We start from the raw sequence: 20,357 nt of genomic DNA, 5'->3' as shown, positions 1-20,357 counted from the left end.
TATGTTTACAGATAAGGCAAATGCCATTTTTAAAGAAGCGATAGACACCTATCACGTAATAAACACCGTAGATCAACCTTTTGTCAACAAGTATGATAAAAATGAAGATGTACTAGGGCACTTGCTATACCGTAAATGCTGGATAGATACTGTACAATGGCATTATGAAGATATTATACGCGACCCTCAAATAGACCCTGTGGCTGCACTTACACTTAAACGTAAGATTGATGCCTCAAACCAAGATCGTACAGATATGGTAGAGTATATAGATAGCTATTTTCTTGAGAAGTATAAAGATGTAACTGTAAAAGAAGGAGCAACAATTAATACAGAAAGCCCAGCTTGGGGAGTAGACCGTTTATCTATACTTGCTTTAAAAGTATATCATATGCAAGAAGAAGCAACACGTGAAGATGCAAGTGATGCACACAGAGCTGCTTGCCAGACTAAGCTAGATGTTTTACTAGAGCAACGCGTAGACCTCTCTACAGCAATAGATACCTTACTTGATGATATCTCAAAAGGAGACAAGTATATGAAGGTATACAAGCAAATGAAAATGTATAATGATGATGAGTTAAACCCAGTACTCAGAAACATTAAAAAGTAATGAATCCTTACGCACGATACTGTTCTTTATTTTAAAGAACGGTATCGTGCATTCTTATAATGGCTAGACAAAAACATATTCTCATCATACGGCTCTCTGCAATGGGAGATGTAGCGATGACGGTGCCTGTGGTTTACGCTTTCGCGAAAGCAAATCCAGACATAAAAATATCTTTTCTCTCAAAACCATTTTTTAAACCCATTGTAAGCTCCATACCTAACCTTGAATTTGTTGCTGCAAATGTCACTTCAGAACATAAAGGAGTGATGGGTATATTGAAACTCGCACGCCAGCTGAAAAAGCTTGGTATCACACACGTTGCAGACTTGCACAATGTCATACGGTCTAAAATGCTTCGTACCTTTCTTAATCTGCCTAGTGCAACTCTAGATAAAGGAAGAGCCGAAAAGAAAGCACTCACTAGAGAAAGCGATAAGAACTTTACACAACTTGCTACAACTGTACAGCGCTACAAAGCTGTTTTTGACAACCTAGAATTTAAAGACCTAGTTCCAGAGGTTTTACCAAAACCCAATAAAGCGCCAGCAATCATTGAGTTTACAGCAGGTCATAGTCGTAAGTGGCTGGGAGTAGCACCTTTTGCCGCTCACCTAGGTAAGCAGTATCCTCTAGACTATATGAAAATGGTAGTAGAAGGAATAGACCTATATGATAAGTACGATATCTTTCTATTTGGAGCGCCCTCAGAAGTGACTATACTTAATAACCTCTCAGATAGTTGTAAAAATGTAAAGGTCGTAGCTGGAGCACTTAAATTTAAAGAAGAACTTAATCTTATAAGTCAGCTAGACGGGATGCTTTCTATGGATAGTGGTAACGCACACCTAGCAGCAATGTATGGCGTTCCTACGATAAGCCTTTGGGGAGTAACACATCCTTATGCAGGCTTTGCTCCATTTAATCAAGAAGAGCACTGCATAGTGTCAGACAGAAAAAAGTATCCAAAAATCCCAACTTCAATATACGGCAATCTAGTGCCAGAAGGTTATGAAGATGTGATGAAAACCATCTTACCAGAACAGGTAATTGATAAGATTAAAGCAACTATCTAACACAACATACTATGCGCGCACAGTAAAATTATACTATATTTGTGGTATATTATATAACTATGAGCGCAACAAAACCTACCCTTAACGACTTACTAGGCATTACTCACCCTATTATTATGGCACCTATGTTTCTGGTGTCTAATGTCGCAATGTTAAAAGCCGGAATGGAAAGCGGTATCGCTGCTTGTGTGCCAGCACTTAATTATAGAACTATAGAAGAGCTCAAAGCTGCCATTACTGAGCTTAAAGCGGCAAAAGTACCTGGAGGAGCCTTTGGGATAAATCTTATTGTAAATAAATCTAATATGAAGTACCCTGCACAGCTGGAAGCAGCTTGTGAGCTAGGTGTAGACTTCATTATCACATCTCTCGGGTCACCTAGAATGGTTATCGAGAAGGCAAAACCAAAGGGAATTAAAGTATTCTGCGATGTTACAGACTTGAGCTATTCAAAAAAGGTAGAAGCAATGGGTTGTGACGCACTAGTTGCAGTAAATAATCAAGCAGGAGGTCACAGAGGTAATATTGCTCCAGAAGCACTTATAAAAGAGCTTAATGAAAACTGCGCGATACCAGTAATAACTGCTGGTGGAGTTGCAAACAAGAGCGACCTTGATCTTGCAATGTCTTACGGCGCGATAGGAGCAAGTATAGGAAGCCCTTTTATAGCTTCAGAAGAGGCACCTGTGTCTCAAGAGTACAAGCAAGCTTGTGTAGACTTTGGTGCAAAAGATATCGTGATGACACAAAAGATATCTGGTACACCGTGTACAGTTATTAATACACCTTATGTTCAAAAGATAGGAACAAAACAAACCTGGCTAGAAGGTCTTCTTAATAAAAATAAGAAGCTCAAAAAATGGGTAAAAGCCATTCGTTTTGCAAAGGGTATGCGTGATACCACAAAGGCCGCACAGGGAGCTACTTATAAAACCGTATGGGTTGCAGGACCATCTATAGAGCAAACCACAGCGATAGAGCCTGTAGCAACGATTATTAAGAAGTTTATATAGAAGTACGCTTTCGCGAAAGCGTAAATAAAACCAAAACCTGTCAAGTCATAAAGATGAGACAGGTTTTTTTATTTAATATACCCTTGTAGCCTAAGATCTTCTACCGAATATACTACCGAAGAAAACCCGTTAGAAAGTACAATGTTACTCGTAGTAACGTCTAGTACATCTGTATAATAATGGTCTGTGAGTATGATTCCTTTTTTTGCTTTAAGCGAAAACAAAAACTCTTTTATCTTTTCTTTATACAAGGGCTCTATCATAGAGAAAGGCTCATCTAGCATAAGGAATGGGTGATTAAGATTTGCTACAAGTAGCAGCTCTAGATAACGTATCTCACCCATTGAGAGTACGCCCGCTTTTTTTGACGCTATTTTTTCTATAAATGGAGCTCTAAAAATGGCGTCTTGATCATCACCATCACTATAAAATAGCGGGATGATATCTCTTACTTTTAAATGCTTAGGTAGAAAGCTCTCTTGCGGTAAATACCCTATATATTGCTCTGGAATAATCTTCTTTAGAGATATAGGTGAGCCATTTATGGTAAGTGTTGCTTTAGTCGCTCTTAAGGTGCCAAAAAGTATCTTGAGCAATGTAGATTTGCCAGATCCATTAGCACCAAATAGTCCCAAAATATCACCAGTCTGTAGTGTGAAGGAGACATCTTTGAGCACTTCTTTGCTTCCAAATGATTTTTGTGCAGATATGAGTTGTAGCTCGTTTATCATACAAAGAAGGATGTAATGATAAGCAAGACTATGGCTAGAACACCATTTATCACATAGGTTCTTGTGATGAGGTGCCTCTTTGTAAAACCAAGATTATGGTACATATAGTATTGTTGCTTTTGAAAGTAATTAAAAGCAAGAATGCCCAAGCCAGTCCCAAACACACCAAAAACAACGATGGTTACCAAAACACCATTTATAATGCTATCTCGAGCAGGCACCGTCGCGAGTCCAAATAAAAGGCAGACTGCAGCAGCATATAATGTTACGTCACGATAAAAGTTCCACATAGGTTAAAAATAGATAATCTCCTTTTAAGGTAGGGGTAACATACTTTAATGGCATAAAAAAACCTGCCCGTTGTATAACGGGCAGGTTTTTAATCATTCAGTTTCTTCTCGAAAAAATGTTTTATATTTTTTGTTAGTCCAAAATGCTTTTACTCTTCGTCGGTCAAGAGTTCCATTTTCATTAATTCGATAGAGTTTGTTTCTTTTCCAACAAATTTTAGTCGGTGGTTCATATCGATTTTGTCCTCCACTTGATAAGAATGATACTATAAATTCATTTTTTTCAATTCGGTCAATTTTTCGGTCAGATGAAATAACCAAAGAATCACCAATAACATTATTTTTCGAATCCCTAATTTGCAAAGTGTCCATTACTAATTCAGTTTTCAGATAGATAGTGTCATTTTTCACATTCCACTTTCCAGTTGTCCAACTCGAAGCAAGGTCAAATTGCCATTTGTGCATAAAAGTTGAGTCCGATTTTAATTCAATACTTTCTGAAAATCGATCTTTATAAATTCCTACATATTTCTTTTGTCCAAAAGTTAAATTAGATATTAATAAAATCAGAATTAATTCGGTTAATCTCATTTTTGGTCAACTAGTGCACAACAATTATATATCATCATAATCTACCACAATTCTAGCTGAGGTAGGATGCGCCTGGCAGGTAAGGATAAGTCCCTCTGCAACCTCTGCATCTGTAAGAATTTGATTTTGTGACATCACAGCAGTACCTTCTGTTACTCGTGCGATACAGCTACTACATACACCGCCTTGACAAGAGTGTGGTGCGTCTATATCTTCATCTAGCGAGGCGTCAAGAATGTTTGTCTCTTGATCCATTGTAAACTCAAACTCCTCATCGTCACAAAGTACTTTTATAGCCGTTTTACCATCTAGAGGCGCCTCGATCTCTGTAGTTTCTGTACTTGCTGTAAAGAGTTCAAAATGTATGGCAGTGTCTGCAACTTCATTTTCTTTTAGAACTTTAGTTACTTCATTAATCATTGCCTCTGGACCACATAAAAAGTAATCGTCAAAGTTGTTTTCGGCATATTTATTTTTTACAACAAAGTTTACCGTAGATTTCATAATACGGCCAAAGTGTGCGCCATCTACACGCGACTGCGAGTAAATAGACTCTATAGAGAAGCGATCTGTATATTGAGATCTCAACGCTTGTAACTCGTCTATAAACATCGCCTCCTCTGGCGTTCGGTTCCCAAAGACTAGTACAAAAGTGCTATCTGGAGATTGAGTAAGGGTTGTCTTTATCATAGACAGAATAGGTGTAATACCAGAACCTGCGGCAAATGCTGCGTAGTTTTTCGCTTTCGCGAAAGCGGAATTATCTATCTTAAATCTACCCTCTGGTTCTTGTACCTCTAGCGTGTCACCTTCCTTAAGTTCTCTATTTGCATACGTTGAGAACGTTCCGTTTTCTACCTCTTTTACAGCAACGGTAAGCCCCTCTTGAGGTGTGCTACAAATAGAGTAAGCACGTCTAACCTCTGTGCCATCTATAGTAGTTTTTAAAGTAATATATTGACCAGGCGCAAAGGTAAAGTGCTCTTTTAAAGCACCCGGAAGTGCAAAAGTAATAGCAACAGACTTTGCTGTGATTCTTTTAATGGTCTGAATATGAAGTGTATGAAATGAAGACATTGACGTTTTTTTTACAAAAATACAAAGCAATGCGTTTTATGTGTAACATTACGAGTAGTTTAAATACCTATACCTCGCTAAACAACCGAAAATTATGGTCAAACAATTTGTAAGCCTTGAGTGGAAGGCATTTTTTAGAAGTCCTGCTTTTGGGACTAACCTTGCACTTAAAATTTTGATGGTTTTTGGAGCCTTAATGATGGTTTTATACCTAGGAGGTGCTGGTGTGGGTCTTTATTTTATACTTGAAAAGGCAGACCTTGAGCCTTTCTCTACCGTAAATACATTTGTTATTTACTACATAGTAGGTGATCTTATAATAAGATATATGGGGCAAAAAATGCCTGTGGTAAATATCAAACCGCTATTACTTTTACCTTTTAAAAAGACTAAGATTGTAAAGTTTGCACTTGGTAAAACGGTGCTTGCCTTCTGGAACTGGATGCACGCTTTTTTCTTTATTCCATTTTCTATTGTTTTACTGGCAAAGGGTTTTAATCCGCTAGGTGTGATTGCGTGGCACGTGGCAATGTTTTGCTTTATATATGCAAATAATTTTATTAATGTCTTTTTAAATGATAAGCTTTGGCTTGTGTTGAGCGTAGGAGCATTATTTGCTGCCTTAGGCTTTGCTCAGTATTATGGCTATTTTGATATCACAGGGTTTACACAACCGTTTTTTCAAGGGTTATATGAGTATATGTGGCCTGTTATATTTCCTATAGCATTACTTGTTACAGTAGCAACGGTTGCTTTTAAGTACTTTCTTGCAAGATTATATCTAGATGCAGGGCTGGCAAAAAAGGTGAGTGAAGCAAGTGGTGGAGATTTAGGGTGGCTAGATCGTTTTGGGAAGCAGTCTACTTTTCTTAAAAATGATATTAGACTTATAATGAGAAATAAACGCTCTAAGACTACTGTGTTTATGAGTGTTATGTTCTTGTTTTACGGGTTGCTCTTTTTTACGGGTGCAGTTGAGGTTTATGATGGTCCTTTCTGGAAGATGTTTGCAGCTGTATTTGTGAGTGGTGGTTTCCTCTTTAGTTTTGGGCAATTTGTTCCATCTTGGGATAGTGCCTATTACCCACTTATGATGACACAAAATATTGCTTATAAAGATTACTTAAAGTCTAAGTGGTTACTTGTGGTGATTGCAACATTCTTTTCGGCCATATTATGTATACCCTATATTTATTTTGGGTGGGATATACTTATTGCAGTACTAGTAGGAGCTATATTTAATATGGGTATAAATGCACACCTTGTTTTACTAGGGGGCGCTTATATAAAAACACCCATAGACTTACAGAGTGGTAAAAAGGCCTTTGGAGACAAGAGCTCTTTTAACCTTAAAACGCTGCTTGTGAGTTTACCTAAAATGCTTGGACCTATGGCACTTTATGCGATAGGGCACTTTACGGTAGGACCTACTTTGGGCTATGCACTAGTCGCTATAGTAGGGCTTATAGGCTTTGCTTTTAGAGACAAAGTATTTGACCAGATTATAAAAATATACAAGACTGAGAAGTATAAAACGCTTGCAGCTTACAAACAAACAAAATAGAGAGACGATGATCACAGTACACAACTTGTCAAAATCATATAACGGAGTTACAGTTCTTAACCTTGAAGGTTTTGAAATCCCAAGGGGTCAATCTTTTGGACTTGTAGGTAATAATGGAGCCGGTAAGACTACGCTTTTTAGCTGTCTGCTAGATCTTATACAACCTTCTACAGGTTATATAGAAAATGGAGGCGTAAAAGTAAATGAGAGTGAAGACTGGAAAACACACACGGCTTCCTTTATAGATGAGTCATTCCTTATAGGATACCTTACTCCAGAAGAGTACTTTTATTTTATAGGAGATCTAAGAGGAGAAAATAAGGCAGATGTAGATGCATTGCTCGCGACTTTTGAAGACTTTTTTAATGATGAGATTATAGGAAAACGTAAATACTTACGTGACCTTTCAAAAGGAAATCAAAAAAAGGTAGGTATTGTAGCAACATTAATAGGGAGTCCAGATGTAATTATACTTGATGAGCCATTTGCAAATCTTGATCCTACTACGCAAATACGTTTAAAAGGAATTATAAAAAAGATGGCATCAGATAGAGAGGTAACTGTCTTGGTATCTAGTCACGATCTTCAGCACGTTACAGAAGTTTGTGAGCGTATTGTGGTGTTAGAGAAAGGAACTTTAGTAAAAGATATTATGACTTCTCCAGCAACTCTTAAAGACCTAGAGGCTTACTTTGCTGGTAATGAGGTGGTAGTAGAGTAAGAGCCTTAAGTTGGGGTAAAAAAAAATGGCCACAATAAAGCGACCATTTCCTAAGTTCCCCAACTTAATTCTTCAAGTTTATGCAACTTGAACAGTAAAAATACTAAAGTGCTAGGTATCAACCGAAAAAACAGCGGTTTTTTTTAGAATTTTCTTAACTTTTTTTTAAGACATCCACAAATTATCTGCTCAAAGGCACTATATGACGTGAAGAGTCCTAATAAAAAGATGGAAATCTATGTTTTTTCAAAAAGAAATGTATTTTTACACGCTTCCATACTAAAATGGGTAAATTACAGTTCCTTTTAGTAAAAACACAACAGGTTTGACAATACTCTTAAGACGTATCCTCTGTACAAGTATTCTTGTATTAATTCTTGCGAGCTGCTCTCGCAAGAAAGATTCATTTATAAGTCGCAACTACCACGCAGTTACCACAGAGTACAATACGTTATATAATGGTAACGTCGCCCTAGATGAAGGTAAGAGTGCACTTATACAAACCTTTAATGATAACTACTGGGAGGTATTACCTATAGAGCGTATATCTTTTGAAGAAAACACGGCTCTAGGTGAAGAGAACAGAGATCCTAACTTTGTAAGAGCAGAGGAAAAAGCAATTAAAGCCATACAGCGCCACTCTATGAAAATAGATGGAGAAGAGCGCAACCCACAAATGGATGAAGCCTTCTTACTACTAGGAAAAGCAAGATATTTTGACCAGCAATTTGTCCCAGCACTCGAAGCTTTTAATTACGTACTTGCATATTACCCTAAGAGTAACAATATCGCTCAGGCAAAAGTCTGGAAGGAAAAGACAAACATCAGGCTAGAAAATAATGAGATTGCTATAGAGAATCTCAATAAGATTTTTAAAGTAGAGAAAAATCTCAAAAACCAAGACATTGCAGATGCAAAAGCAATGCTTGCGCAGGCCTACCTTAATCTAAACAAACCAGATAGTGCTCTCATTTATATAAAAGAAGCATCAGACCTTACTCGTAAGTATGAAGAAAGAGGTCGTTATAATTATATAAAGGGGCAGCTATATAATCGTCTAGATAAAAAAGATAGTGCAAACCTTGCCTTTCAAGAAGTGATAGACCTTAATAGAAAGATACCGCGCAAGTATCATATTAATGCACATCTAGAGCAAATACGTAGTAGTGACCTTACTACAGAAGATACTCTTGCACTAAGAGAGCGTCTAGATAAAATGGTAAGCAATAGAGAGAATAGACCATTTTTAGATAAAATATATTACACAAAGGCGGCCTATTATATGAGCCTAGGTAAAGAAGACTCTGCTATTGCAAATTATAATAAGTCATTAAGGGAGACTAGCACAGATAACTATCTTGTGTCACGAGATTATCTCGCACTTGCAGACTATAATTTTGAGCAAGCCGCATATAAAACTGCTGGTGCTTATTATGATAGTATGCTGGGTAAAATAAGCGACCGTACAAGAGAGTATAGGTCTGTAAAAAAGAAGCGTGATAACCTTACAGATGTTATTGCATATGAAGATCTTACCCTTCGTAATGACAGTATAATTTCGCTAGTTACAATGTCTGAAGATGATCTAACGGCATATTTTGACAAGTATATAGCAGAGCTTAAAGCAAAGGAAGCTGCAGACTCTATTGCTAGAGTAGATAAAATACGTAATAACGAGTTTTTTAATAGTAGTACTAGTGCTCGTAAAAAAACACAAGCTACAGCTGGTGAATTTTACTTCTATAATGATGTGGCCGTATCTTATGGTAAGCAAGCCTTTGAGCGTAGATGGGGTAAAAGAAGACTAGCAGATGGATGGCGCCTCTCATCAAAACAAACTCCAGCTAGTAACGGAGGACTCTTGCCGGTAGCACTTCAAGAAGAAGAGGAGACACAAAAGAAAACAGCACAAGACTATATTGCAACACTGCCTAGGGATAGAACTCAAATAGATAGCCTTATTAAAGAGCGTGACTTTGCATACTTTCAGCTAGGACTTATTTATAAAGAAAAATTTAAAGAATATCCTTTGGCGGCAAATCGTTTAGAAAAGCTATTAAGTTTCAAACCTGATGAGAAGCTTGTGTTGCCAGCTACCTATAACTTGTATCAAGTGTATGAATCTATGGACGCTTTCGCGAAAGCGGAAACCTATAAAAACGAGATCACCACAAAGTATCCAGACTCTCGTTATGCTACAAGAATAAATAATCCTAATACAGCACTTGAAGCAGATGCAGAGGCTCCAGAAGAAATTTATAAAGGTTTATACAAGCGTTTTCAAAACCAAGAATATGCAGGTCTTCTCTCAGACCTAGAAGTAAAAATTGATCAACTTTATGGAGATCCATATTTGCCTAAATTTGAACTGCTTAAAGCAACCGTATTGGGTAGATACAAGGGGTATGATGCTTACAAAGAGAGCCTTAATTATGTAGCACTTACCTACCCACGTACAGAAGAGGGTAAGAAAGCTCAAAACTTATTGCGCAACGCTTTGCCTACAATGAAGTTTGAAAACTTTGATGACGAGGCAATTTCTATAAACTATAAGGTGCTATACTCCTTTACAAGTTCTGACGTGCAGGGAGCGCGCGATTTTCAGAGGAGACTTGTAGAGAGCTTTGAAAAAATAGGCTACACACAGTTTTCTACCTCTATAGATGTATATAATGAGAAAGAGTCTTTTGTAGTAATACACTTTTTAGACAGTAGAAATCAAGCCGAAGGCCTTGTTGAATTACTTGCAGTAAATGATCAAGTAAGAATTACAAGACCTAATACCATTATTGCTTCAGAAAATTATAAGATCATCCAAGTACATAAAAACTTTGATGCTTATAAGGCACAAAAAACAAAATGAGATTAAATATAAACCCCCTTACAAATGTTTTCAGATAACAAAAAAGGAAAAGGACCTGCTCTTACAAATCAACAAAACCGCATAAGCCAGGGTACAACTCTTAAGGGAGATGTTACCTCAGAAGGAGGTTTTCGTATAGATGGTGTAATAGAGGGTAATATTACAGCGCCAAATAAGATTGTAATAGGTAAAACAGGTGTTGTAACCGGTACAGTTATTTGCAATGATGCAGATGTAGAGGGTAAAATTGTAGGTAGATTAGAGATAAAAAATTTACTCTCTATAAAGACTTCTGCACATATTGAGGGAGAGGTTATTACTGGTAAGCTTGCCGTAGAGCCTGGGGCAACCTTTAATGCATCTTGTGAGATGAAAGGCAACCTTAAATCGCTATCTAATGCCAAAGGAAAAGGAGAACGCTCCGCTTAAAAACTGGGCGCGGTTTTCTACCATTGCCTTACAAATGGGTGTGACTATATACTTAGGTAATCTATTAGGCATATGGCTGGATCAAAAGTTTGAAACTACATTCTTAGAAAAAACAGTTACACTCTTTGCTATTTTTCTTTCTATCTACTTCGTCATAAAAGGGGTAATGCGTCTCAATAAATAAGTGTTGATCAAAAAATTAATTCTTTATACACTGGGTGTTATAAGCTTATTTCTCATTAGTTATAACGTTCACCATTATCTCACATTAAAATTTGAGATATATCATCCATACAGTTTATGGAGTGTTTATCTATATCAAGCAATAGCATCTTATATACTTGTTGTAGTCTTTGAGCTACTTGCCTCGCTCACAAAAGAATTTAAAGATCAACTAGGTTTTTTATACTTAGGATCTATGGCGGTAAAAGTTTTATTCTTTTGTGTTCTTTTTAGAGATGTTATTTTTTTTGGACCTGATTTGAGTAAGATAGACAGTGTTTCTCTACTGTTACCCATCTTCATATTTATCTTTTATGAGGTAATTGTTATTGTGAAAATCTTGAATAGAGAGACTCAAAATTGAAATAATTACGAAATCTGTTTTATTTTCAAGAAAATGAGTACTTTTGCACAGAATTTTAGGCCACGTCATTTATTGAAAATATTGGAATGAAAATAGCATCAAAATCGATTTCATTTTTAACATTAGTTCTTGTGCTTTTGACTTCTTTTTCTGTTTACGGAAAAGATGGAGCAAAAAAGGGTGATCCTGTTAATACAAGAACGGAGATTAATGAGTACATACAACATCACTTAAAGGACTCTCACGACTTCCATTTATTCTCAACTTTTGATGATAATGGAGTTGAGCATCACTGGGGTTTTCCTTTACCAGTAATGTTATGGGGAGAAAATGGCTTTACAGCTTTTATGTCTTCAGAGTTTCACCACGATGATGACGGAACTGTCGTTGTAGAAAAAGGTGATAGCCGCTTTGTAAAACTTCATAGTAGAATATATGAGCTTAACGCTGGTGAGACTGCCGTTCAGTTTGATGAAGAGCACCACGCAGTAAATGCTTCAAAGCCTTTTGATTTATCTATCACAAAGAGTGTCTTCGGGATATTACTTATAGGTTTATTAATGCTGTTTTGGTTCTCAAGACTAGCAAGACAATACAAAAACAAACAAGTTCCTACTGGATTTGGACGTGTACTTGAGCCACTAGTGGTTTATGTACGTGATGAAATTGCTAAGCCAAACATTGGTGAGAGCTATAGAAAATTTACTGGATACCTTCTTACTGTATTCTTCTTTATTTGGATACTTAACCTTGTAGGTTTAATGCCATTCGGATTTAATGTTACAGGTCAGATAGCTGTTACAGCGGCACTAGCTGTTATTACATTAGTAATTTATGTGTTTAGTGGTAATAAGCACTTCTGGGGGCATATGTTATGGATGCCAGGTATTCCTTATGTGTTTAGACCATTACTAGGTATTATAGAACTTATAGGTACACTAGTTATTAAGCCATTTTCATTATTAGTACGTCTGTTTGCAAACATTACTGCAGGTCACACGGTTGTAATGAGTCTTGTAGCGGTAGGTATTCTTATGCAAGAAAGCTTATCTGCAACAGGGTCTACTATTGTATCGTTATTTTTATCATTATTCATAATGCTTATTGAGGTGCTAGTAGCATTCTTACAAGCTTATATATTTACAACACTCTCTGCACTATTTATAGGTATGGCAGTTGCAGATGATCATCACGATGAGGAGCTGCACGACGAGCTAGGAGAGGAGATTGAGGACACTGAAGTTATCCGTAAGAACTTCACTTAATTAAGAATTTTTATTTGTTTAATTTTTTATATACACTATTATGTCTTTAGCATTAGTACAAGAAGTAGCACCAATGTTCCCAAATTTAGTAGGAGCTGGTCTAGTAGTAATTGGAGGTGGTATCGGTCTTGGTAAGATTGGTGGAGCTGCAATGGAAGGAATTGCTCGTCAGCCTGAGGCTGCTGGTAAAATCCAGACTGCGATGATTATCGTTGCTGCACTTTTAGAAGGACTTGCATTTGGAGCGCTTATATTAGGAGCTTAATCCAGATCAACTCTAAAAATTCAACTTCCTGTAACGGTTGGTTACAGGAGTTGAATTTAATTAAACAAAGATTATAAGAACACAGAACCACTTTTGAGATGGAACAATTATTAGAGAATTTTTCACTTGACCTGTTTGTAAAACAAACAATCCTTTTCTTATTGCTTATTTTCCTTATGGTAAAATTTGCTTGGAAACCTATTATGAGCGCACTTAATGAGCGTGAAGAAGGAATACAAGGAGCTCTTGATGCTGCAGAAAATGCAAAGAAAGAGATGGCAAGTCTTCAAGCAGATAACGAGAAGCTTTTAAAAGAAGCTAGAGCAGAGCGTGAAGCGATGCTTAAGGAAGCTCGTGAGATGAAGACTAAAATGATAGATGACGCAAAGGTAGAAGCAAAAGACGCTGCAGATAAAATGGTAGCTCAAGCACAAGCAGCTATTGAGGCAGAGCGTAAGAGCGCTATCGCAGATCTTAAAGGTCAGGTTGCAGCACTTTCTGTAGAGATTGCAGAGAAAGTTGTAAAAAATGAGCTTTCTGATAAAGAAAAGCAACTAGGTCTTGTAGACAAGATGCTAGGTCAAGCAACATTAAACTAACAGATTTTAAGCCGCTATCACTATGAGTAGAGCAGCAATACGATATGCAAAAGCAGTACTAGATCTTGCAAAAGATAATGGATCTGTAGAGGCAGTTTTAAATGATATGAAATCTGTAAAGGCTACTATTGAAGGAAGTAAAGAACTTCGCAATGCCTTAAACAGTCCTGTAATAAAAGCAGACGATAAGCGCGCTGTATTACGTCAGGTATTTACAGACGGTACAAAAGAGACCTTAGGTCTTGTAGATGTTCTTGTAGATAATAGTAGAGCAAATTTACTAGGTGGTGTGGCAGATAGTTTTATTGCAGAGTACAATAAAAGCAATAAGATTGAGAGTGCTACAGTAACTACGGCAGTAGCTTTAACTCCAGAACTGGAGACTAAGGTTCTTGCAAAAGTAAAAGAGCTTACAGGAAGCACGAACGTAACTCTTACAAACGAGATTGATGAGAGCATCATAGGTGGTTTTGTATTAAGAGTAGGTGATACACAGTACAATGCAAGTATCGCTAGCCAGTTAGGCAAGTTAAAAAGAGAATTTAGTAACAGTCTATAAATATGAATCTGAGGACTTTTAGTTTAGTTTCTATTCTTTTCCTTTTGTTAGGGTTTCAGGCAAGTGCTCAGAAATTCAAACTAAAAAAAGGTCAAGTCCTCGTGGATGGTGTTGCAATAGCAGCATATGATGGAGATAATTACAATACAGTTTTTACTGACCTCAAGGATAAGTCAAAAAAAATAATCGTTACCTATACGGCAAAAACTTTCGCGGGAAGTGAAACTCGTAGGCAGTGGGTCACTTTTAAAAATGAAGACGCTTCAAAAAAGTCTGATGTGAAATTGGAAGACCTTAAATTCTCTCTCAATTTTAGAAAAGGTTTAGTTCAAAGTATGTTTTTGGATTTTAAGATGTTGACGATGGAAGGTTTAGATATGCAAGCCTTTGCAGAGTTTATGTCTGTAGACCGACCTAATCTTGAAGATGAATATAGTGGTAAGAATAAAAAAGCTGATGCTTTAAATGCAGATCAGGTTACGGCTCTTGAAAAAGATGATATAAACATCTATGCTAGAAAGGGTTTCGTTATCGTAGGAGAGGAAAAAAAGGAAGGTGTAATTACTATGATTTTTGATGATAATGCTTTTCAAAAAAGTGGACATACTGTTCTAAAATATAACCCAGAAGAAGAGGGTACTTATTTGCGATTGTTTTCTTTAGAAAAGGGTGTTGCTGAAACAAAGCGTTTTTTAGGCGTTAATGCTGAATCAAATAGTCGTTTTTGTGTAGAAGTAGGTGATGATATGGAGTGCTATTACGGACTTCAACTTAAAGGGGGAATGGCCGGAGCACTCGGAGCGATTGGTTTTAATACTGCAGCTTTTCATAAAATTATAGCATTAAAAAGTGGTGTTGCAATTGTAAAAGACTACGAGACTGGAGGATATGCTATTAAAATTAGTAGTGAATCAAAAGGATACTTATTCAACACGAGCAATAAAGATAAGAATATAGAAAAACTAGCAAAGTATCTTGATTGTGATATGAGCAAGTTTGATACAGCAGATTTTTCAGCTGAGAGTACAGCATTAGATGTTATGAAATACTATAACTCGACTTGCAATAAATAATAGAATTAAACAAGAAGGTTAAATTTTCGCGAAAGCGTACTATAAATAGTTTAAAATGGCAGAAGTTAAACCAGCAGAAGTTTCGGCAATATTAAAGAAACAACTTTCAGGTTTTGAAGCAACAGCTTCCCTTGACGAAGTAGGAACAGTACTAACTGTGGGTGATGGTATCGCTCGTATTTACGGACTTGCAAACGCACAATATGGTGAGCTTGTAGAGTTTGAAAGCGGTCTTGAGGCAATTGTTCTTAACCTTGAAGAAGATAACGTAGGGGTTGTACTCTTAGGTACTTCTTCATCTATTAAAGAAGGTGATACCGTAAAACGTACACAACGTATCGCATCTATCCAGGTAGGTGAGGGTATTACTGGACGTGTGGTAAACACGTTAGGTCTTCCTATTGATGGAAAGGGGCCTATCGCTGGAGAAACTTATGAGATGCCACTTGAGCGTAAAGCGCCTGGTGTTGTTTTTCGTGAGCCAGTAACAGAGCCATTACAAACAGGTATTAAGGCAATTGATGCTATGATACCAGTAGGTAGAGGACAGCGTGAGCTTGTAATTGGTGACCGTCAGACAGGTAAGTCTACTGTTTGTATTGACACTATCCTTAACCAAAAAGAATTTTACGATGCTGGTGAGCCAGTACACTGTATATATGTAGCTATTGGACAAAAGGCTTCTACTGTTGCACTTATTGCACAGGTACTAGAAGATGCTGGAGCAATGGCATACACAACTATCGTAGCGGCAAATGCATCAGATCCTGCAGCAATGCAAGTATATGCACCATTTGCAGGAGCTGCAATTGGAGAGTACTTTAGAGATACAGGTCGTCCTGCATTAATCATTTATGATGATTTATCTAAGCAAGCAGTTGCATACCGTGAGGTATCACTTCTTCTTCGTCGTCCACCGGGACGTGAGGCATACCCTGGAGATGTATTCTTCTTACACTCTAGATTACTTGAGCGTGCTGCAAAGGTGATTAATGATGATGCTATTGCAAAAACAATGAATGATCTTCCAGATAGTCTTAAACCTATCGTAAAAGGAGGAGGATCACTTACTGCACTTCCTATCATTGAGACACAAGCGGGTGACGTATCTGCTTATATCCCTACAAACGTAATTTCTATTACAGACGGGCAGATCTTCTTAGATGGAGATTTATTTAACTCTGGTGTACGTCCAGCTATTAACGTAGGTATCTCGGTATCACGTGTAGGAGGTAACGCACAGATTAAGTCAATGAAGAAAGTATCTGGTACACTTAAGCTTGATCAAGCTGCTTTCCGTGAACTAGAAGCGTTTGCAAAGTTTGGATCAGATCTAGATGCTGCTACCCTTAACGTAATTGAAAAAGGAAAGCGTAACGTAGAGATACTTAAGCAAGCAGAAAACACGCCATTTACAGTAGAGGATCAAATTGCAATTATTTATGCAGGATCTAAAAACTTATTACGTGACGTGCCTGTAAACAGAGTTAAAGAATTTGAAGCAGAATATATCGAGTTCTTAAACGCAAAGCACAGAGGTATCCTTGATACACTTAAGTCTGGAAAGCTTACAGATGAAGTTACAGATACACTTGTAGCAGTAGCAAAAGACCTATCTGCTAACTATAACTAGTAGAATTTCGCTTTCGCGAAAAATATAATTCAACAACTCCCGCGCAAGCGGGAGACTTGTCAAAATTAAAGACAAATCGTGCCTAGCAAGTCTTACTTGTAAACACGGGAATTTATACAAGATGGCAAACTTAAAGGAAATAAGAAACAGAATTTCATCAGTATCTTCTACGATGCAGATTACTAGTGCTATGAAAATGGTATCTGCTGCAAAGTTGAAGAAAGCACAAGATGCAATTACAGCAATGCGCCCATATTCTGATAAGCTTACTGAGCTTTTACAGAACTTAAGTGCAACGCTAGAAGGAGATTCTGGAAGCAAACTCGCAGAAGATCGTGAGATTAATAAGGTACTTATTGTAGCTATTTCATCAAACAGAGGTCTTGCAGGAGCTTTTAATACAAACATTATTAAAGGTGTAAATGCACGTGTTGCTGCAAAGTATGCTGGCAAAGAAGTGCACCTAGTAACCTTAGGTAAAAAAGCAGATGCTATACTTGGTAAGACTTTTAAGGTAATCGAAAATAACAATGATATTTACGATGATCTTACTTTTGATAACGTATCAGCTATTGCAGAAGATTTAATGGCTCGTTTTGAAGCTGGTGAATATGACCGTATAGACATCATTTACAACAAGTTTAAAAATGCAGCAACGCAAATTGTTACTCCTGAGCAGTTTCTACCTATCGTAGCAACCGTACAAGAAGAAACAACTGCCACTGCAGATTATATCTTTGAGCCGTCTAAAGAAGAGATTGTAGAAGGATTAATTCCTAAAGCATTAAAGACACAGCTTTTTAAAGGTATAAGAGACTCTGTAGCATCAGAACACGGTGCACGTATGACTGCGATGCACAAAGCAACAGATAACGCAACAGAGCTTAGAGATGCACTTAAGTTGCAATATAACAAAGCACGTCAAGCGGCTATTACAAACGAGATACTCGAGATTGTAGGTGGTGCAGAAGCTTTAAATAACTAATAAGTAGCAATTACTTTCATTATAAAAAAATCCCGAATCAAATGATTCGGGATTTTTTTATGCCTAATTGAAACGTGGTGTAGGTACGTTTTAAATGAGTCTCTTTTAAAATATCGACCCGTTTTACGGGTGATAATAGAGTAAACGATTATCGGTTTTCACCTATTTATTTATGAAGCTAGTTATATTTAAATTCTTTCTTCACAATTATTTTGGTTTGAGTGTAAACCTCGAGGTGTCTATGATCTCGAGGTTTTCTTTTGTAAGACGAAGTCTAATTGTTGTTTACTATCGTATCTTGGAATGAGATTTGTATATTACTCATAAACAACCATCATATGTATAAACTATTTACAGTTTTGAGCCTAGCAGTTAGTTCTTTGTTATTAACGCAATGCAAGTCTGCCTCATCTATAGAAAATCAAGAAACAATGACCTTGTCCACACCTTCATTTGCTTCTGTAGCCGCTCATTATAATACGTATGTTGCCGGTGTGCAGGGTGGTGGTACGGGTATTGAGTTTTATATCCCTACAGAGGTAGCTACAACGATTACAATGGAGAAAATCTTCTTTCGCGAAAGCGCAGGTAGACTTATGAAATCTAATACAGGTTATGTTGCACGGTTTAGAACAGATAAAGGCTTAGATCAGGATGTTGTGATGTCTAATAATGTAAATGAAGAAGCTGTAAACACACCTCCAGTGATAAATGATACATTTCCATTTGCCCTTACAAATGATCAAGCAGGGCTTATCTATAAAGATAATGGGGTTGTGAAGTACTGTATCTTGTCTAACATAAAGGAGCGCGACTCAAAAGCCTACCCACAACAACGACCAAGAGGAAATGGCTACTAGATACTAGGGTTAATTTCTGTATTTTTAGCCTATAAATTCCTTCCTCTTTGAGCGCTCTTAAAAATCTTTTTAAACACACGTTTATTTATGGCCTGGCAACAGTTTTGCCTAGAGTTCTCACGGCTCTATTAACGCGATTGTATACTGGTTACTTGCCAGATACAGATGCTTTTGGAGAGATGACTATTGTGTTTTCATATATAATGATTTTTAACGTGCTGCTTACTTATGGTATGGAGACAGCTTTTTTTAGGTTTTTTAATGATGAACGGCATACTAAAAAAACACTATCAACCTCTTTACTTGGTTTGCTAGGGTCTACCATTCTATTTGTTATTATAGCATTTACTGGGATAGATGCACTCTCAAGTATATCTGATGTTCCTGCGCAATACTGGAGATGGGTGATTTTAGTTATAGCGTTTGACACGCTTGCGGTAATACCCTTTGCATATATGCGAGCTCAAAATAAGAGTATGCGCTATGCACTTATAAAGTTACTTAACGTTGTTATTTCTACAGGATTATCTGTGGTATTTCTTGTGTGGCTACCGCAGTTAGATAGTATAAACAGTTATTTACCCACAGATAAAATTGAGCTTGCATTTATTGCATTTTGCATACCTAGTTTTTTGATACTACTTATCGTGATAAAGCCCTATTTTACAAGATGGTCTTTTGATACGATTTTATTTAAAAAAATGCTTGCCTACGGTGCGCCCGTACTTATTGCAGGTCTTGCCTTTGCTGTAAATGAATCTTTTGATAAGATTTTATTAGAAAAGTTACTACCAGAAGACATCGCCAAAGGAGAAGTGGCTATTTACGCCGCTTGCTATAAATTATCTATTGGTATGACACTGTTTGCTACGGCATTTAGAATAGGGATTGAACCTTTCTTTTTTAGCGAAGCAAAAAATGAAAATGCACAGGCTATGTATGCTCAAATTACAAAGGCATTCGTAGTCTTAGGCTCTGTAGCGCTATTTGCTTATGTGGTCCTCGTAGATGTTGTAAAAGTTATTTTGCTTGATGGAGAAGAATATTGGGAAGGAATGAACATCGTGCCACTCATTCTCGTAGCATACCTGTTTTTTGGAGTTTATCAAACGCTATCTGTCTGGTATAAAGTAACAGATAAGACAAGATATGGCGCTTATATTTCGGTTGCAGGGGCATTACTTACCATAGTGATAAATGTCTTACTCATCCCAAAAATAGGATATCTAGCCAGTGCCATCGCTACCTGTGCAGCATACACCTTGATGATGGTCACATCGTATATAATGGGTCGCAAACATTTAGCAATCCCTTATGATCTAAAAAATATACTTTTGTACCTCGTATTAAGTATCGCATTGTCTAGTCTATATTTTTATGGATTTAGAGATTACTTTGGCGTGGGTAGCTTGAGACTGTATCTTGTAGGAGCGGCAATGACCGTATTATTAATTGGTGTAATAAGCTTCCGCGAAAAAGAGCTACTCTTGCGTATATTAAAAAGAAGATGAGTACGCTTTCGCGAAAGCGTACTTAAAAAATAATAGTATCTCAGTACGAGAATAAG

At 37.1% G+C, this 20,357-nt stretch carries 22 protein-coding genes; 18 read left to right on the top strand and 4 right to left on the bottom strand.

Going from position 1 to position 20,357, the window contains the following annotated elements; all coding sequences use genetic code 11:
• Position 1: 1 nt before the first annotated feature.
• Genes ACJJVM_RS07665 through ACJJVM_RS07655 form a run of 3 tightly spaced genes read left to right on the top strand, consistent with a single transcriptional unit; the run spans position 2 to position 2,699 of the window.
• Entirely contained in the window at positions 2–613 is a 612-nt protein-coding gene (locus tag ACJJVM_RS07665) for a DUF4254 domain-containing protein (RefSeq protein ID WP_405211286.1), read from the top strand.
• Between the two features lie 59 nt (positions 614–672).
• Entirely contained in the window at positions 673–1,686 is a 1,014-nt protein-coding gene (locus tag ACJJVM_RS07660) for a glycosyltransferase family 9 protein (protein ID WP_405211285.1), read from the top strand.
• A 59-nt stretch (positions 1,687–1,745) separates the two neighbouring features.
• Positions 1,746–2,699 carry an NAD(P)H-dependent flavin oxidoreductase gene (locus tag ACJJVM_RS07655; RefSeq protein WP_405211284.1) on the top strand — a complete coding sequence of 318 codons (954 nt, stop codon included), beginning with the start codon at positions 1,746–1,748 and terminating at the stop codon, positions 2,697–2,699.
• 68 nt (positions 2,700–2,767) lie between these two features.
• Here the strand turns inward: ACJJVM_RS07655 and ACJJVM_RS07650 are convergent, their stop codons facing one another.
• From ACJJVM_RS07650 to ACJJVM_RS07635, 4 genes are all read right to left on the bottom strand, one after another.
• Positions 2,768–3,430, bottom strand: coding sequence for an ATP-binding cassette domain-containing protein (locus ACJJVM_RS07650; RefSeq protein ID WP_038598211.1), 663 nt, complete (start codon positions 3,428–3,430; stop codon positions 2,768–2,770).
• Positions 3,427–3,720, bottom strand: coding sequence for a hypothetical protein (locus tag ACJJVM_RS07645; RefSeq protein WP_405211283.1), 294 nt, complete (start codon positions 3,718–3,720; stop codon positions 3,427–3,429). Before ACJJVM_RS07645 ends, ACJJVM_RS07650 begins: the two co-directional genes overlap by 4 nt.
• Positions 3,721–3,813: 93 nt before the next feature.
• A complete protein-coding gene (locus ACJJVM_RS07640; RefSeq protein ID WP_405211282.1) occupies positions 3,814–4,311 on the bottom strand; it encodes a hypothetical protein in 498 nt (165 codons plus the stop codon).
• 24 nt (positions 4,312–4,335) lie between these two features.
• Entirely contained in the window at positions 4,336–5,388 is a 1,053-nt protein-coding gene (locus tag ACJJVM_RS07635) for a 2Fe-2S iron-sulfur cluster-binding protein (RefSeq protein ID WP_405211281.1), read from the bottom strand.
• Between the two features lie 94 nt (positions 5,389–5,482).
• On the opposite strand from ACJJVM_RS07635, the gene ACJJVM_RS07630 reads away from it, so the two are divergent.
• The 15 genes from ACJJVM_RS07630 (at position 5,483) to ACJJVM_RS07560 (ending at position 20,301) form a co-directional block, all read left to right on the top strand.
• Positions 5,483–6,952 carry a DUF5687 family protein gene (locus ACJJVM_RS07630; RefSeq protein ID WP_405211280.1) on the top strand — a complete coding sequence of 490 codons (1,470 nt, stop codon included), beginning with the start codon at positions 5,483–5,485 and terminating at the stop codon, positions 6,950–6,952.
• A 7-nt stretch (positions 6,953–6,959) separates the two neighbouring features.
• Positions 6,960–7,673 (top strand): ABC transporter ATP-binding protein, encoded by a 714-nt coding sequence (locus tag ACJJVM_RS07625; protein ID WP_299149292.1) that lies wholly within the window; start codon positions 6,960–6,962, stop codon positions 7,671–7,673.
• 325 nt (positions 7,674–7,998) lie between these two features.
• Positions 7,999–10,536, top strand: a complete 2,538-nt coding sequence (locus tag ACJJVM_RS07620; protein ID WP_405211279.1) for a tetratricopeptide repeat protein — start codon at positions 7,999–8,001, stop codon at positions 10,534–10,536.
• 24 nt (positions 10,537–10,560) lie between these two features.
• On the top strand, positions 10,561–10,965 hold the full coding sequence (locus tag ACJJVM_RS07615; RefSeq protein WP_035326305.1) for a polymer-forming cytoskeletal protein: 405 nt from the start codon (positions 10,561–10,563) through the stop codon (positions 10,963–10,965).
• Positions 10,934–11,149 (top strand): AtpZ/AtpI family protein, encoded by a 216-nt coding sequence (locus ACJJVM_RS07610; RefSeq protein ID WP_298349857.1) that lies wholly within the window; start codon positions 10,934–10,936, stop codon positions 11,147–11,149. Before ACJJVM_RS07615 ends, ACJJVM_RS07610 begins: the two co-directional genes overlap by 32 nt.
• Positions 11,150–11,551, top strand: coding sequence for a DUF6168 family protein (locus ACJJVM_RS07605; protein ID WP_405211278.1), 402 nt, complete (start codon positions 11,150–11,152; stop codon positions 11,549–11,551).
• Positions 11,552–11,637: 86 nt separating this feature from the next.
• Positions 11,638–12,816 (top strand): F0F1 ATP synthase subunit A, encoded by a 1,179-nt coding sequence (atpB, locus tag ACJJVM_RS07600; RefSeq protein WP_298349859.1) that lies wholly within the window; start codon positions 11,638–11,640, stop codon positions 12,814–12,816.
• A gap of 40 nt (positions 12,817–12,856) precedes the next feature.
• Positions 12,857–13,081 (top strand): ATP synthase F0 subunit C, encoded by a 225-nt coding sequence (gene atpE / locus ACJJVM_RS07595; RefSeq protein ID WP_269465683.1) that lies wholly within the window; start codon positions 12,857–12,859, stop codon positions 13,079–13,081.
• A 98-nt stretch (positions 13,082–13,179) separates the two neighbouring features.
• On the top strand, positions 13,180–13,680 hold the full coding sequence (locus ACJJVM_RS07590) for a F0F1 ATP synthase subunit B (protein ID WP_035326314.1): 501 nt from the start codon (positions 13,180–13,182) through the stop codon (positions 13,678–13,680).
• Positions 13,681–13,702: 22 nt separating this feature from the next.
• On the top strand, positions 13,703–14,239 hold the full coding sequence (gene atpH / locus ACJJVM_RS07585) for an ATP synthase F1 subunit delta (RefSeq protein ID WP_035326316.1): 537 nt from the start codon (positions 13,703–13,705) through the stop codon (positions 14,237–14,239).
• 2 nt (positions 14,240–14,241) lie between these two features.
• The gene (locus tag ACJJVM_RS07580; RefSeq protein WP_405211277.1) at positions 14,242–15,312 is read left to right on the top strand and encodes a hypothetical protein; all 1,071 of its coding nucleotides are present in this window, start codon (positions 14,242–14,244) and stop codon (positions 15,310–15,312) included.
• Positions 15,313–15,367: 55 nt separating this feature from the next.
• The gene (gene atpA, locus ACJJVM_RS07575) at positions 15,368–16,945 is read left to right on the top strand and encodes a F0F1 ATP synthase subunit alpha (protein WP_035326318.1); all 1,578 of its coding nucleotides are present in this window, start codon (positions 15,368–15,370) and stop codon (positions 16,943–16,945) included.
• Positions 16,946–17,066: 121 nt separating this feature from the next.
• Positions 17,067–17,930, top strand: coding sequence for an ATP synthase F1 subunit gamma (gene atpG / locus ACJJVM_RS07570; RefSeq protein ID WP_035326320.1), 864 nt, complete (start codon positions 17,067–17,069; stop codon positions 17,928–17,930).
• A 338-nt stretch (positions 17,931–18,268) separates the two neighbouring features.
• Positions 18,269–18,790, top strand: coding sequence for a hypothetical protein (locus ACJJVM_RS07565; RefSeq protein WP_405211276.1), 522 nt, complete (start codon positions 18,269–18,271; stop codon positions 18,788–18,790).
• Between the two features lie 47 nt (positions 18,791–18,837).
• A complete protein-coding gene (locus ACJJVM_RS07560; RefSeq protein ID WP_405211275.1) occupies positions 18,838–20,301 on the top strand; it encodes a lipopolysaccharide biosynthesis protein in 1,464 nt (487 codons plus the stop codon).
• Positions 20,302–20,357 lie beyond the last annotated feature (56 nt).

The organism is Dokdonia sp. Asnod2-E02, from assembly GCF_045063915.1.
GTDB lineage: Bacteria > Bacteroidota > Bacteroidia > Flavobacteriales > Flavobacteriaceae > Dokdonia.
Note: the sequence above shows the minus strand (reverse complement) of the source record. Positions and strands in the feature narration are given on the sequence as shown.